The following is a 13535-nucleotide window of genomic DNA, read 5'->3' on the forward strand; positions in this document are numbered from 1 at the left end:
CGATGCGCGCCAGACTGTTCCGCACTCTCGCTCCGCTGGTCCTGGTCACCGCCGCGCTGCTCGGATCGGCCTGCGGTGACAACACCGCGGCCGCCCCGGTGCCGCCGACAACCTCCCAGCAGGTGCCCCAGGACGCGGGGCACGCACGGCTGAACCAACTGGTCGGCGAGTGGACGGCCGAGAAGTCCACGTTCGTCGCGGGCGGCACGCCGGAGAACCCGATCGTCACCCGCGACGCGGTCTCGCGGTGGAGCTGGGTCGCCGCGGTGATCAGGCTGGAGTCGCCGGACCGGACGGTCATGGAGCTCTACTTCACCCCGCCGGGCGAACCGGAGCGGCTCGCCGACCGAGTCGTACTGACCAGGCGCAGCTGACCTCCTCGACCGGCCGACGGCGTTCACACGATGGCCGGATCCGCCTGCGGCGCGGGCGGATCCGGCACCCGGCTCACCACTGTCCGCAACACGAGATAGATCGGGAAGGCGATGGGGGACAAGAGAATCGTGCCGACCAGCAGGGGTCCCATGAGCAGCGGGGGGATGGCGCGGTCACGGCTGTCGAGGTAGATCCAGCGGCCGAGGAACAGATCCCAGGCGAGGATCTGGGCCCACAGCGCGGTCAGCACCGCGGGGTCGGCGGCGGCGTCGGTGATGGCGGCCAGCGACGGCGAGGTCACCAGCGACCACAGGGTCCCCAGGACCGGGATCGCCACGATCGCCCAGATCACCAGGGAGGGCGCGACGATCCACGGCGAGGCGATGATCGGGCGGGTGCGCCGCCACGTCGGCGCGAAGATCATCAGCGCCCAGAACGGCACCGTGACATAGAACGACAGGTCGAACAGCGTACTCATGCGGTGACCACCTTCCGGTTGCCGATCGCGCTCGCGAACGAAACCAATACTCCGACACCAACTCCCACGGCGATCGCTGCCGCGACGACCAGGGTTGTCCGGTCCGGGTGGACGAGCGGCTGCCCGCGCAGCGCCTGCCAGGTCACCAGTGCCAGCACCGCGGCGTAACCACCCGAGGCGGTGAGGAGCAGGCCGAGCCGCACGCGTGCGTACCGCAGCAACGGAATCCGTGGCGCGAGGACTACGAGCCCGGCGGCGAGCAGCGGCAGGATCTGCAACGCGTGCATGCCGACGAAATGCGGAATGCGCAGGTCACCGTTGGTGGTGCTCCAGCCGGTGATCGGCATACCCGGTGTGCCGTCGGGCGCACCGACGGTGTGCGCGCCCGCGATGCCTTCCACCCCCGATTCCTGCATGGGCATCAGCTGCCCGAGCGCCAGGCCGACGAGGGTGATCGCGAGCCCGAGCCGGACCGACCAGGTGACGGCGGCATCGCCGATGCGGGCGCGCGACAGACCGGCCGCGACAGCCATCGTCGCGAGGAACAGCACGATGATGGTGACGGCCATCGTCACCCAGAGCACCGTGTCGAACACGGTCGTCGTGTTGAAGTGACTTCGGGTGCCGCGCACCACCTGCCCGACGATGATCACCTGCTCGATGGTTCCGGCGATCACGATCACCGTGGCCATCCACCACAGGAATCGGGAAGGCTTGGGCCGCAACGAGATCAGCCAGGCCAGCGCCACGCTGTAGAGCACGAACGACAGGGCGAATTTGGACGGCTTGAACCAGGCGGTCGATCCGGCGATCACCCGGTCGTCGACCAGCATCCCGACGACGGTCACCACCGCCAGGAGCGCGTTGACGGCGGCGAAGTACAGCAGCGGCCGATGCAGCGGGGCGTGGCGGCGAGGCAAGGACTCTGCGAATGAGACGGACATGCGAATCTCCCGACGTTCTAGATAGCTACACTATCTGTTATAGATAGTTAGACTATCCACGAACGGGGCGCTAAGCAAGAGGGCGAACGAAGGAGGCGACGGTGCGGATCTCGGAGTTGAGCGAACGCAGCGGCATCGCGGTGGCGACGATCAAGTACTACCTGCGTGAAGGGCTGTTGCCACCCGGCGAACGCACCGGCCCCAACCAGGCCAGTTACGGAGACGAGCATGTCCGCAGGTTGCGCCTGGTGCGGGCGCTGATCGAGGTCGGCGGGCTACCGGTGGCCACGGTAGGTGACGTCCTGAGGGCCGTCGACACCCCCGACCTGCCGATGTTCAGCCTGCTCGGGGTGGTGCAGGGCAGCCTCATCTCCCCCGCTCCCGCCGCCTCCGACGCCGAGTGGGAGCGCGCCTACGAGACCGTGCGCAGGGAAATGGATCGGCGGGGATGGTCGATGAAACCGGCCCAGCCGGTGATCGAGGCCCTCACCGCCGTCCTCGTACGCGCCGCTCAGCTCGGTTACCCCGAGTGGGGCGAGACCGCGTTGCCGGCCTACTTCGACGGCGCGCGCATCGTCGCCGAAACCGATGTCGCCACGGCGCTTTCGGCAGGCGAACGCGACGCCGTCGTCGACGCGGTCGTCGTCCTGACCGTCCTGGGCGACACCGCCCTCGCCGCCATCCGCCGCATCGCCCAGGCCCAGGTGTCCCTGGAAAAGCTGAGGTCGGACTCCTCTCCCAGCGCCTGATCTCGCACGAACATGGGTAACTCGCCGGGCACGGGCAAACGTCCCCGGCGAGTTACCGCCAGCCGCCCGGCGCACAGGACTCACCACCTGAGTCCGGCCAAAATACGCGGAGAGGCGGGTCAGAGCAGACGTGAGAGAAAGGACTTCGTCCGTTCGTGCTGTGGGTTGGACAGCAGCTCACGCGGCGGTCCCGACTCCACCACCACACCGCCGTCCATGAACACCAGCTCGTCGGCGACTTCGCGGGCGAAGCCCATCTCGTGGGTCACCACCAGCATCGTCATGCCCGAATCGGCCAGCTCACGCATGACCGTGAGCACTTCACCGACCAGTTCGGGGTCGAGCGCCGAGGTCGGCTCGTCGAACAGCATCAGTTTGGGATCCATGGCGAGCGCACGCGCGATCGCCACCCGCTGCTGCTGACCACCCGAGAGCTGCGCCGGGTAGGCGTTGCGCTTGGCCGACAGACCGACCCGCTCGAGCAGTTCCTCGGCCCGGGCGATCGCCTCGGACTTGCGGATACCACGCACCTGGGTGGGCGCCTCGATGACGTTCTCCAATGCCGTGCGATGCGGGAACAGGTTGAAGTGCTGGAACACCATGCCGATGTCGCGGCGCTGGACCGCGGCGTCGCGCGGGTGCATCTCGTAGAGCTTGCCGTTCTTCTCCCGGTAGCCCACGAGTTCGCCGTCGACGTAGAGCCTGCCAGCGTTCACCTGCTCGAGGTGGTTGATGCAGCGCAGGAAGGTCGACTTGCCCGAGCCCGACGGGCCGACCAGGGTGAGCACCTTGCCCCGGTGCACCTCCAGCGAGATGCCCTTGAGCACCTGCAGCGCACCGAAGTTCTTGCACACCCGATCGGCGAGCACCATGGGAGGTGCGGTCACTGCTTCGCTCATTTCGCCTTCACCGCCGCATGTGCCGTGGCCAGTTCCTCGAGCTGCTTGGCCGTCAGCTGCCGGGTGGCACCGCGCGAGTAATACCGTTCCAAGTAGTACTGCCCGACCATCAGCACGCTGGTGATCGCCAGGTACCAGGTGGCACAGACGAGCAGCAGCGGGATCGGCTGGAAGTTCACGCCGTAGATGTCGCGGGCACGACCGAACAGGTCGGTGCTCAAGGGGATCGCGGTCACCAGCGAGGTGGTTTTGAGCATGCCGATCAGCTCGTTGCCGGTGGGCGGGATGATCACCCGCATCGCCTGGGGGAGCACCGTGCGGCGCATGGTCTGCGTCCACGACATGCCGAGCGCCACCGACGCCTCACGTTGACCCTCGCCGACGGAGTTGATCCCCGCGCGCACGATCTCGGCCATGTACGCGGCTTCGTTGAGGCCGAGCCCGATCACCGCGAACAGGAACGCGGCCTGCAGGTTCTGCACGTCGATGTGGAAGAACTGCGGACCGAACGGCACACCGAGGTCGATCTGCTTGTAGAGCGACGGGACGAGACCCCAGAACACCAGCTGCACGAACACCGGGGTGCCGCGGAAGATCCACAGGTAGACCCACGCGGTGGTGCGCAGCACCGGGTTCGGCGACAGGCGCATCACCGCGAGCACGGTGCCGAGACCCACCGCGATCGCCATCGCGAGCACAGTGAGTTCCAGAGTGACGATCGCGCCCTGGGTGATGCGGCTGTCGAACAGGTACCTGCCGTAGGTGTCCCACTTGTAAGCGGGGTTGGTGGCAGCGCCGTAGACGAACAATCCCACCAGGATCAGGATGATTGCCGCCGCGATCCAGCGGCCCGGCCTGCGCAGCGGGACCGCTTTGATCGGTTCGGGTTCGGTGCCCGGTCCGGGCACCTCCACCGTGTCTTCCTTGTCGGTCACGTCAGCTCACTGCGCCGTTGACGACCGAGGTCTTGATCTGACCGTCCTGGACACCCCAGTTCGTGGTGATCTCGCCGTACTTGCCGTTGTCGATCAGGTGCTGCAGCGCCTTCTGCAGCGACACCGCCAGCGGCGAGCCCTTCTGCACGGCCCAGCCGTAGGGCGCCGAGTCGAACAGCGGGCCCGAGGACTCGATCTTGCCTTCGCTCTGCTTGATCGCGTACGCCGTCACCGGCGAATCGGCCGACATCGCGTCGACCTGACCGAGGACGAGTGCGTTGGTCGCGGCGCTCTGCTCGTCGAACGGCTTCATATCGATCGGCGGCTTGCCTTCGGCGACGCACTTCGCGCTCTTGGCGGGAATCTCTTCGGTGTGCTCGACCGTAGTGGCCTGTACGGCGACTCGTTTACCGCACGCATTGTTCGGATCGATGGTTTTGCCGGTTTGCTGGGCCCACTGGATACCCGCGTTGAAATAGGTCGTGAAATCGACCTGCTGCTCGCGTTCGCGCGAATCGGTGATCGAGGACATACCCACGTCGTAGGTGCCTGCCTGGATCGCGGGAATGATCTTCTCGAAGGCGGACTCCTGATAATCGACCGTCAGCCCGAGGGTGGCGGCGACCGCGTCGAGCAGGTCCACGTCGAAGCCGACGATCTTGCCGCTGGCGTCCTTGTACTCGTTCGGCTGGTACGGCACGTTCACGCCGACGACGATCTTGCCTGCTTGCTTCACCTTGTCGGGCAGCGTCGCGGCGATCGCGTCGACCTTCTCGGCCGAGACCTTGGTGACCTCGGTGGTATCGCCCTCGGTGTTTTCCGCGCAGCCGGTCAACACCATCGCGCCCACGGCGGCGGTACAGAGCAACCGCACGGCACCGCGGCCGAGCACAGTTCGAACAGACAAAGGAGCCTCCACATTTCACGTCGACGCCGGCCACGTGTCAGCGCCTGTTTGGCAATGTATGCGAACCGGACACAGCGTGGTGCGACAGTAACCGAAGATTAATCAGCGAATGTGAAAGGGGTGGGTTCACCTCCGGTGCACGCGGGCGGCGACCTGTTCGGTGAATTCCCTGGTCGAGGCGAGACCACCGAGATCCGCGGTGGCGATTCCGGCGGCGAGCGTCGCCGCGACCGCACCGGAGATCCGGTCCGCCGCCGCATTCAGCGCACGATTTCCATCGCGAACTCCCAACCAGCGCAACAACATTGCCGCCGACAGGTGCAATGCCACCGGATTCGCCCGATTGTGTCCGGCCAGGCCGGGTGCGGCACCGTGCACCGCCTGCGCCATCGCCTTGGTATCGGAGCAGTTGAGCGAGGGCGCCATGCCGAGCGACCCGCTCAGCTCGCCCGCCAGGTCCGAGAGGATGTCACCGAAGAGGTTCTCGGTGACGATCACGTCGAACTCGCCGGGCGCGCGCACGAGGTGCGCGGCCATCGCGTCGACGTGCGCGTCGTCGACCCGCACGTCCGGATATTGCCCGGCAATCTCGTAGCACACGTCACGGAAGAGTCCGGTGGTCATCGGGAGCACATTCGCCTTGTGCACCACCGTGACCCGCTTGCGCCGTTCCCGCGCCAGCCGCAGCGCCTGATGGGCGATCCGTTCGCACGCCTGCCGGGTGATCACGGCAACCGCCATGGCCACGTCCTCGGTCGGCTTGAACTCCCCCGACCCGGCGAACATATTGCGATCGGCATAGAAGCCCTCGCTGTTCTCCCGCACGATCACCAGGTCGATATCGGCCGCCGTCGCACGCACTCCCGGGAAGGCCACGGCGGGACGGATGTTCGCGTACAGACCGAGGCGCTTGCGGATGGCACCGCCGGGCGCCACCCGCATGTCGGCCGGGTAGGAGGCGTTGTCGTGCGGGCCGAGGATCCAGGCGTCGAGCTCGTCGAGTGCCGCGAGGGTCTGCTCGGGCAGCGGATGACCGAATTCGGCGATGGCGTCGTGGCCGATGCGCAGCGGCACCCAGTCCACCGGGTCGAGCCCGGCCGCGCCGACTGCCTCGTCGACCACCACGCGGGTGGCGGCCACCACCTCGGGTCCGATGCCGTCACCGTCGATCACTCCGAGCCGCACGCTCGCCTTCGTCGTGTTCACGCGCTCCATCCTCGCCCCTGCCGCCCACGCCACCGGCACGGGGACATACCGGAGCGACTAGTTTCTGGATCATGGTGCAGTCGGTGGAGCTCCTCCTGGACGACGCGGGCGAGGCCGAGGTTCGCAGACAGTGGGCCGAGCTGGCCCGTTTCGGCCTCGCCGCCCCGCGCGGGGACACTCATCGACCGCACATCACCGCGGCGGTGGCCCGCGAGATCTGGCCGAGGATCGACCGGGCGCTGGCGGGCCTGGAGTTCGCACCGTTGCCCGTCCGCCTGGGCGGACTGCTGATCTTCGGGGCACGCAGGCCCATTCTCGTGCGATCGGTGATCGTCACCGAGGAGCTGCTCGACCTGCACCGCCGGGTCGACGAGCTGGTCCGGGGATGCCCCGGTATGCCCGCGAACACGCGGCCGGGCGCGTGGACACCTCACGTGACACTCGCCCGCCGCGTGACCCCGGAACAGCTCGGCGCGGCGGTGCACGCAGTGGCCACCGACCACGAATTTCCGGCTGTTGTGGTGGGCATTCGCCGTTGGGACGGAGACGCGCGGCACGAGCATGTGGTAGTCGGTGGAAGATAGAGGGACGCCGAGGCGTTACAGCCGAGGACACCGACAAGGAGAGGACGTCATGGCCACCCAGACGCTGACCCAGCAGAACTTCGACGAAGTCGTCACCGGAAACGACGTGGTACTCGTCGATTTCTGGGCTTCCTGGTGCGGGCCCTGCAAGAGTTTCGCACCGACCTTCGAGGCGTCGTCGGAGAAGCACACCGACGTCGTCTACGGCAAGGTCGACACCGAGGCCGAGCAGGGGCTCGCCGCCGCCGCCAACATTCGGTCGATTCCGACCATCATGGCCTTCCGCGAGGGCGTGCTCGTGTTCGCCCAGCCCGGTGCGCTGCCCGCCGCCGCGCTCGAGGATCTGGTGACCCAGGTCAAGGGCCTGGACATGGACGAGGTGCGCAAGCAGATCGCCGAGCAGCAGAACTCGCCTGCCGAATAGGTCGCCTGCTCGACCGCTGAAACGTCAAGGGCCCGTTCACCTTTCGTGAGGTGAACGGGCCCTGCGCGTCGATCTGTCAGTTGGCGAGCAAGTTGACGCCCGCGATCATGGCGCGCACGGTCGACTCGGCGCCGCCGGCGCCCATGGCGGCGGCCCATCCACGCTTGCCGTTGAACTCGCACTGCACGAAGGTGGCGATACCGGCCTCGGTGCGACGCTGGTGGAAGCGCAGGATCTCGAGGGGGTAGCCCTCGTCGTAGAGCGCCGAGGTCATCGCGGCGACCGGGTTACCGGCGGCGATGACGGTGCGCAGGTGGTTTCCGAGTTCCAGCGTGGCGGTGAAATCCGTTCCGGAACAAGTGAATTCGCCGAGGGTGACCGGCCCGGTGATCCGGATGTAGCGGGCGGCGAAGTCGGCGGGGTCGAGGTCACGGAGCTCGGCGCGCAGGGCCTTGGGCGCGGCGTCGAACATGGCATGGTCCAGTGTGAGCAGTGTCATTGCAGGTGAGGTCTTCCCGAAGATGTCTTCGTTGGCAGAGGGGACCAGCAGTACAAAAGAGAAATCAGCCCGCAGCGAGGGGGCCGGTCCGAATCAGACCCCGCTACGGCGGGTTACTACGAGAAGAATCTGCCGTGTGGCTGCCGGCGCGGTCTGCGCAGCAGCGACCGCGCGGTCGCGGTGAGCGACAAGCGGCGCGGCGAAGCGGTCGGCGGGATTCGGCACGACTACGACAATAGGGGCGTCGTCGTGAAATCGCAACCTTGTTTCCCGCTCGACGTGTCTACTCGTGAGTACCATCACTGCAGCTCAGGGACCACTCGCCGGAGGCGCGCTACCGTGAGCGCATGGGTATGGTCTTCGCGATGACGATCCCCGGGCTGGCGATCGGGCTCATCCTGCTCACGCTCTTGGAAGTGGTCGTCAACCGGCTCACCGGCAGCCGGGTGCTGCCCTGGACCCGCAAGCGCCGCGGACCGGCTGTCGCCGCGACGGGCTTCGAGCATCTGGCCGCCATGTTCCAGGGGTCCAAGCATCACGAGTTCGAACAGCGGCAGACCACGCTGATGCACCGGGAGAACCCGTCCGACGGTGCGCCGCCACGCGACGAAATAGATCTCAGCGGCGGGTCCGCGCGGTTGATCGCGCGCGAACGCTGAAGCCGCTGTGCGGCGATAAGAGCTCGGGCGGTTGCCGTCAGCTCGCGTCGCGGGCGGGCAGAGCGGTCACCGAGGCCAGGGCGCGAGCCGAGCCGTCGACGTCCATCTGCATTCGCAGGCCGGTCGGACGCACGCTCGTGCGCAGGACCACCTTGTCGCGGGCCATCACCGGGCCCACGTGTTCGATGATCGCGCGGTAGGGCAGTTCGTGGGTGTCCGGGTGGGCGGCGAGGGTTTCCTCGAGCGCTTCCCAGTACACGGCGTTGTTGACGTGGCCGAGGCGGTCGACATCGGTGACGCGCAGCGGGAACGGCACCGTCTCCACGTCGGGGTCGTCGAGTTCGGTGAGGGCGGCTTTCCAGCGCAACCGGTGCTCGGTGGTACTGGCCAGCATCGGCGCCATGAAGGTGTCGGTCATCCGGGCGGGCCGCCCCGCCACGGGGTCGATATGGATCAGGAACGCGGCCGCCTCGATGTGCCCGCCGCGCTCGCCTTTCAGCTGGATGCGCATATCGCACCAGCGGTTGGACAGGGCGTCGGCCCAGCGTCGCAACTGCACCCGGTCGCCGAACACGATCGGCTCGTACACGTCGATGACGGTGCGCCGCACGATCCAGGCCTGGTGGATGTCGCCGTCGGCGACCGCGTCCAGGTGGTCGAACCCGATGTCCTGGAGGTAGCGTGCCACCGCGTCGAGCCGCAACCGGTCCTGGTCGTCGGTGTCGCCGAGACGGACCGGCCACGACCGCGCGAAGGCCCGCGTGATGTCGAGGCAGTCGGGCAGCGGGGTGGGGATTACGTCGACGGGCATGAGCCGATGCTGTCACACATCGGAGTCGCAGTCCGGGGACGACTCGCGAGTCGCGGGTGCTCACAACTGCGCGGGCGCTCACTGTTCGGCCGCCGCCTTGATCCCGTCGACGTGGGCGGTCCACATCTGCCGGGAATGCTCGGCGTCCGCCTCGGTGGCGTTGTTGTCCTGGCTCAGCGACAGGTGTGTCGTCGTGTCGTCGCCGCTGAGTTCGGCGGCGATGATCTCACCGCGGTCCTCGTATGCCCTGCCCTGAAACTCACCGGTCCACGTGATCGGACTACCCGGCTGCCAATCGGTGCGCACCTCGGCACCGAACATGAACTCGCGGATCTGCGCCGGGTCGGTCAGCACCTTCCACACCCGCTGTGGAGAGGCGTCGACGTCGGTCCGCACGGTCGCGACGAATCCGGTCATGATGCTCAACTCCTTCGGTCGATCACCACCACCTCAGGACCGCGCCCGGCGCGCTGTCTTGGACAAACGCGCCAGGTCGCGGCCGGTGAACTCAGTGTGCGGCGGCGTCCCAGCTGCGCCCGGTGCCCACCGAGACGGTGAGCGGCACCGACAGCTCGATCGCGTTCGACATCTGTTCGCGCGCAAGGGCTTCCAGCGCCTCACGCTCACCCTCGGCCACCTCGAACACGAGTTCGTCGTGGATCTGCAGCAGCATGCGCGAGCGCAGCCCCGCCTCGCGGATCGCGGTGTGGACGTTGATCATGGCGACCTTGATGATGTCGGCGGCGGTGCCCTGGATCGGGGCGTTGAGCGCCATCCGCTCGGCCGCCTCGCGGCGCTGGCGGTTGCTCGAGTCCAGATCGGGCAGGTACCGGCGACGACCGAACAGGGTCTGGGTGTAGCCGACCTTGCGGGCAGCCTCGACGACCTCCGACAGGTAGTCGCGGATGCCGCCGAAGCGGTCGAAGTAGACCTCCATCTGGTCCTTCGCCTCGGCGGTGCTGATCTTGAGCTGGGCGCTGAGGCCGTAGGAGCTCAGACCGTAGGCGAGGCCGTAGGACATCGCCTTGATGCGGCGGCGCATCTCCGGCGTGACCTCCGACAGCGGGATGTCGAACGCCTTGGACGCGACGAAGGTGTGCAGGTCCTCCCCCGAATTGAACGCCTCGATCAGGCCCGCGTCGCCCGACAGGTGCGCCATGATGCGCATCTCGATCTGGCTGTAGTCGGCGGTCATCAGCTCCGAGTAGCCGGGGCCGACCACGAAGGTGTCGCGGATCATGCGGCCGGTGTCGGTGCGGATCGGGATGTTCTGCAGGTTCGGTTCGGTCGAGGACAGTCGACCGGTGGCGGCGATGGTCTGGTTGAACGTGGTGTGCACGCGACCGTCGTCGGCGACCGACTTGAGCAGGCCGTCGACGGTCACCTTGAGCCGGGTCGCGTCGCGGTGGGCGAGCAGGTGTTCGAGGAAGGCGTGGCCGGTCTTCTCGAACAGCGATTCCAGCGCATCGGCGTCGGTGGTGTAACCGGTCTTGGTTCGCTTGGTCTTCGGCATGTCGAGTTCGTCGAACAGCACCACCTGCAGCTGCTTGGGCGAACCAAGGTTGATCTGCTTGCCGATCACGTCGTAGGCGGCATTGGCGGCCTCGCTGACGCGGTCGGCGAACTGCTGCTGCAGATTCTCGAGCTGGGTGACGTCGACGGCGATGCCCGCCTGTTCCAGCTCGCCGAGCACGCCGAGCAGCGGCAGCTCCATCTCCTCGAGCAGGGCGGTGGATTCGATCTTGGCCAGCTCCTCGTCCAGGGCCTCGGCCAGGTCGGCGACGGCGCGGGCGCGCAGCATTTCCTCGCGCGCGATGCCCTCGGCGACGCTGTCCTCGTCGTCGAGCAGCGACAGCTGGGTCTGCTCGCTGGTCTCGGCGCGCAGTTCGCGCTTGAGATAGCGCAGCGACAGGTCGTCGAGGTTGAAGCTGCGCTGGCCCGGACGGACCAGGTAGGCGGCCAGCGCGGTATCGGTGGTGAGCCCGGCCAGGGTGAAACCGCGCCCGCGCAGGGCGTGGCCTGCCGACTTCGCCTCGTGCAGCGCCTTGGACACCGCCGGGTCGGCGAGCCAGGCCGCCAGCGCCGTCTCGTCCTCGGGCGTGAGCACGGTCAGGTCGATGTAGCCGCCCTCGCCGTCGGCCGCGGCGATAGCGAGCGCCCGAGCCTCACCGTGCACCGGCGTACCCGTGCCGACGATCGAAAGCCCGTGGCGCGCACCCGCTTTCGCATGTTCTGCCAGCCAGTCCGCGACCGCGCCCTGGTCGAGTGCGCCGCCGCTGATCTCGAAACCCGACTCGGCTTCGGGCTCGGGCGAACCGAGGGTGTCGAACAGCCGGTCGCGCAGCACCCGGAATTCCAGGTCGTCGAAGAGCTGATGGATCTTCTCCCGGTCCCAGGGCGCCTTGACGAGCTGGTCGGGGGTGTAGGCCAGCGGTACCTCACGCACCATTTCGGTGAGCTGGCGGTTGAGGACCACACTCGACAGGTTCGCGCGCAGCGCGTCGCCCACCTTGCCCTTCACCTGGTCGACCCGCTCGACGAGCGTGGCGAGGTCGCCGTATTCGCGGATCCACTTGGCCGCCGTCTTCTCCCCCACCCCCGGGATGCCGGGCAGATTGTCGCTCGGGTCGCCGCGCAGCGCCGCGTAGTCGGGGTACTGCGCGGGGGTGAGCCCGTACTTCGTCTCCACCTCGGCGGGCGTGAACCGCGTGAGATCCGAGACGCCCTTCTTCGGGTAGAGCACCGTGACATCGTCGTTGACCAACTGGATCGCGTCCCGGTCGCCCGTGACGATCAGCACCCGGTACCCCTGAGCCTGCGCCTGGGTGGTGAGCGTGGCGATCACATCGTCGGCCTCGTACCCGTCGATGGCCATCACCGGGATGCCCATGGCCCCCAGCACGTCTTTGGTGAGTTCGACCTGGCCGCGGAACTCGTCGGGCGTGGCACTGCGATTGGCTTTGTACTCTGGATACGCCTCGGTCCGGAACGTCTTGCGCGACACATCGAACGCCGCCGCCACATGCGTCGGCTGTTCGTCGCGCAGCAGGTTGATGAGCATGGACGTGAACCCGTACACCGCGTTCGTCGTCTGCCCCGTGACGGTCTTGAAGTTCTCCGCCGGTAGCGCGAAAAACGCACGATAGGCAATCGAATGCCCATCGAGCAGCAGCAGCGTCGGCCGCTCGCCCTCCGCGGCAGTGGTCGTAGTCGATGCCTGAGCAGTCGTCGGTGAACTCACCCGCATGAGTGTAGGGACACCCACCGACACTGCGGCTATTGGTGCGCGGGTGTGCTCCGAAAAAAGGCCGGGCACGCTGTGGCAGCGCGCCCGGCCTCCTCAGTACCCGATCAATCCACGCCCAGGTACGCCGACATCACCGCCGGATCTGTCAGCAGATCGGCGCCTGCACCGGTCTTGGTCACCTCGCCGGTTTCCAGGATGTAGGCCCGGTCGCTGCGCGTCAGCGCCTGCTGGGCGTTCTGCTCGACCAGCAGCACGGTCGTGCCCTGCCGGTTGATCTCACTGATGATCCGGAAGATCTGCTGGATCACCATCGGCGCCAGACCCATCGACGGCTCGTCGAGCAGCAGCAACTTGGGCCGTGCCATCAGCGCGCGTCCGATGGCCAGCATCTGCTGCTCGCCACCGGAGAGCGTGCCGCCCACCTGCTTGCGGCGCTCGGCCAGCCGGGGGAACAGGTCGAACACCCACTCGAGCGTCTTCTGATACTCCGCCTTGTCGTCGAAAGGCCTACCGTAGCAACCCATATCGAGGTTCTCGAGCACCGTCATGCCGGGGAAGACCCCGCGACCCTCTGGCGCCTGGATGAGACCCTCGACCACCCGGTCGTGGGCCTTCATCGTGGTGATGTCCTTGCCCTCGAACAGGATGCGGCCCGAAGTGAGCGGCAGCAGGCCCGACAGCGCTCGCATGGTCGTGGTCTTACCCGCGCCGTTGGCGCCGAGCAGCGTGACCAGCTCACCCGGCGCCACCGACAGCGAAAGACCGTGCAGCGCTTCGATCCGGCCGTAGTGCACCACCATGTCGCGCACTTCGAGCAG

Annotated in this window: 16 protein-coding genes; 5 read left to right on the plus strand and 11 right to left on the minus strand. The window is 67.4% G+C overall.

What is annotated here, in order from left to right:
* Positions 1-2: 2 nt before the first annotated feature.
* The gene (locus tag NI2_RS30375) at positions 3-374 is read left to right on the plus strand and encodes a hypothetical protein (protein WP_067498031.1); all 372 of its coding nucleotides are present in this window, start codon (positions 3-5) and stop codon (positions 372-374) included.
* Between the two features lie 23 nt (positions 375-397).
* Here the strand turns inward: NI2_RS30375 and NI2_RS30380 are convergent, their stop codons facing one another.
* Both NI2_RS30380 and NI2_RS30385 read right to left on the minus strand, forming a co-directional pair.
* Positions 398-853, minus strand: coding sequence for an ABA4-like family protein (locus NI2_RS30380; RefSeq protein WP_067498035.1), 456 nt, complete (start codon positions 851-853; stop codon positions 398-400).
* Entirely contained in the window at positions 850-1797 is a 948-nt protein-coding gene (locus tag NI2_RS30385; RefSeq protein WP_067498038.1) for a hypothetical protein, read from the minus strand. The genes NI2_RS30380 and NI2_RS30385 overlap by 4 nt, the downstream gene beginning before the upstream one ends.
* A 101-nt stretch (positions 1798-1898) precedes the next feature.
* Between NI2_RS30385 and NI2_RS30390 the strand changes: the two genes are divergently transcribed.
* Positions 1899-2546: a MerR family transcriptional regulator gene (locus NI2_RS30390; RefSeq protein WP_067498041.1), complete on the plus strand. Its 648-nt coding sequence runs from the start codon at positions 1899-1901 to the stop codon at positions 2544-2546.
* 119 nt (positions 2547-2665) lie between these two features.
* Here the strand turns inward: NI2_RS30390 and NI2_RS30395 are convergent, their stop codons facing one another.
* From NI2_RS30395 to NI2_RS30410, 4 genes are all read right to left on the minus strand, one after another.
* The gene (locus tag NI2_RS30395; protein WP_133734253.1) at positions 2666-3418 is read right to left on the minus strand and encodes an amino acid ABC transporter ATP-binding protein; all 753 of its coding nucleotides are present in this window, start codon (positions 3416-3418) and stop codon (positions 2666-2668) included.
* Between the two features lie 23 nt (positions 3419-3441).
* On the minus strand, positions 3442-4380 hold the full coding sequence (locus NI2_RS30400) for an amino acid ABC transporter permease (protein WP_174552252.1): 939 nt from the start codon (positions 4378-4380) through the stop codon (positions 3442-3444).
* 1 nt (position 4381) lies between these two features.
* Entirely contained in the window at positions 4382-5221 is an 840-nt protein-coding gene (locus NI2_RS30405; protein WP_243750133.1) for an ABC transporter substrate-binding protein, read from the minus strand.
* Between the two features lie 192 nt (positions 5222-5413).
* Complete coding sequence (locus tag NI2_RS30410; RefSeq protein ID WP_255284052.1) at positions 5414-6493, minus strand: isocitrate/isopropylmalate dehydrogenase family protein; 1080 nt, start codon at positions 6491-6493, stop codon at positions 5414-5416.
* A 71-nt stretch (positions 6494-6564) separates the two neighbouring features.
* Between NI2_RS30410 and NI2_RS30415 the strand changes: the two genes are divergently transcribed.
* Positions 6565-7077 carry a 2'-5' RNA ligase family protein gene (locus NI2_RS30415; RefSeq protein WP_067498053.1) on the plus strand — a complete coding sequence of 171 codons (513 nt, stop codon included), beginning with the start codon at positions 6565-6567 and terminating at the stop codon, positions 7075-7077.
* Between the two features lie 49 nt (positions 7078-7126).
* The gene (gene trxA, locus NI2_RS30420; protein WP_067498056.1) at positions 7127-7501 is read left to right on the plus strand and encodes a thioredoxin; all 375 of its coding nucleotides are present in this window, start codon (positions 7127-7129) and stop codon (positions 7499-7501) included.
* A gap of 76 nt (positions 7502-7577) precedes the next feature.
* Here the strand turns inward: trxA and NI2_RS30425 are convergent, their stop codons facing one another.
* Positions 7578-8000: a 2-isopropylmalate synthase gene (locus tag NI2_RS30425; RefSeq protein WP_067498059.1), complete on the minus strand. Its 423-nt coding sequence runs from the start codon at positions 7998-8000 to the stop codon at positions 7578-7580.
* 347 nt (positions 8001-8347) lie between these two features.
* Between NI2_RS30425 and NI2_RS30430 the strand changes: the two genes are divergently transcribed.
* Positions 8348-8659, plus strand: coding sequence for a DUF6191 domain-containing protein (locus NI2_RS30430; protein WP_067498062.1), 312 nt, complete (start codon positions 8348-8350; stop codon positions 8657-8659).
* Positions 8660-8696: 37 nt separating this feature from the next.
* Here NI2_RS30430 and NI2_RS30435 read toward each other — a convergent pair whose 3' ends face one another.
* The 4 genes from NI2_RS30435 to NI2_RS35435 form a co-directional block, all read right to left on the minus strand.
* Positions 8697-9470 carry an acyl-[acyl-carrier-protein] thioesterase gene (locus tag NI2_RS30435; protein ID WP_067498064.1) on the minus strand — a complete coding sequence of 258 codons (774 nt, stop codon included), beginning with the start codon at positions 9468-9470 and terminating at the stop codon, positions 8697-8699.
* 78 nt (positions 9471-9548) lie between these two features.
* The gene (locus NI2_RS30440) at positions 9549-9887 is read right to left on the minus strand and encodes an SRPBCC domain-containing protein (RefSeq protein ID WP_067498067.1); all 339 of its coding nucleotides are present in this window, start codon (positions 9885-9887) and stop codon (positions 9549-9551) included.
* Between the two features lie 91 nt (positions 9888-9978).
* Positions 9979-12711 (minus strand): DNA polymerase I, encoded by a 2733-nt coding sequence (gene polA, locus NI2_RS30445; protein WP_245655545.1) that lies wholly within the window; start codon positions 12709-12711, stop codon positions 9979-9981.
* 110 nt (positions 12712-12821) lie between these two features.
* Complete coding sequence (locus NI2_RS35435; RefSeq protein ID WP_243750132.1) at positions 12822-13517, minus strand: ABC transporter ATP-binding protein; 696 nt, start codon at positions 13515-13517, stop codon at positions 12822-12824.
* Positions 13518-13535: the final 18 nt, after the last annotated feature.

Origin of the sequence: Nocardia ignorata NBRC 108230 (genome assembly GCF_001612905.1) — a bacterium.
Lineage (GTDB): Bacteria > Actinomycetota > Actinomycetes > Mycobacteriales > Mycobacteriaceae > Nocardia > Nocardia ignorata.

Bases quoted from the DNA above. Each gene is read 5' to 3' on its own strand.
- NI2_RS30440 (WP_067498067.1), bottom strand. From the start codon at position 9,887: ATGACCGGATTCGTCGCGACCGTGCGGACCGACGTCGACGCCTCTCCA.
- NI2_RS30375 (WP_067498031.1), top strand. From the start codon at position 3: ATGCGCGCCAGACTGTTCCGCACTCTCGCTCCGCTGGTCCTGGTCACC.
- NI2_RS30435 (WP_067498064.1), bottom strand. From the start codon at position 9,470: ATGCCCGTCGACGTAATCCCCACCCCGCTGCCCGACTGCCTCGACATC.
- NI2_RS30395 (WP_133734253.1), bottom strand. From the start codon at position 3,418: ATGGTGCTCGCCGATCGGGTGTGCAAGAACTTCGGTGCGCTGCAGGTG.
- NI2_RS30405 (WP_243750133.1), bottom strand. From the start codon at position 5,221: ATGGTGTTGACCGGCTGCGCGGAAAACACCGAGGGCGATACCACCGAG.
- NI2_RS30380 (WP_067498035.1), bottom strand. From the start codon at position 853: ATGAGTACGCTGTTCGACCTGTCGTTCTATGTCACGGTGCCGTTCTGG.
- trxA (WP_067498056.1), top strand. From the start codon at position 7,127: ATGGCCACCCAGACGCTGACCCAGCAGAACTTCGACGAAGTCGTCACC.
- NI2_RS30425 (WP_067498059.1), bottom strand. From the start codon at position 8,000: ATGACACTGCTCACACTGGACCATGCCATGTTCGACGCCGCGCCCAAG.
- NI2_RS30385 (WP_067498038.1), bottom strand. From the start codon at position 1,797: ATGTCCGTCTCATTCGCAGAGTCCTTGCCTCGCCGCCACGCCCCGCTG.
- NI2_RS30415 (WP_067498053.1), top strand. From the start codon at position 6,565: ATGGTGCAGTCGGTGGAGCTCCTCCTGGACGACGCGGGCGAGGCCGAG.
- NI2_RS30430 (WP_067498062.1), top strand. From the start codon at position 8,348: ATGGGTATGGTCTTCGCGATGACGATCCCCGGGCTGGCGATCGGGCTC.
- NI2_RS35435 (WP_243750132.1), bottom strand. From the start codon at position 13,517: ATGGTGGTGCACTACGGCCGGATCGAAGCGCTGCACGGTCTTTCGCTG.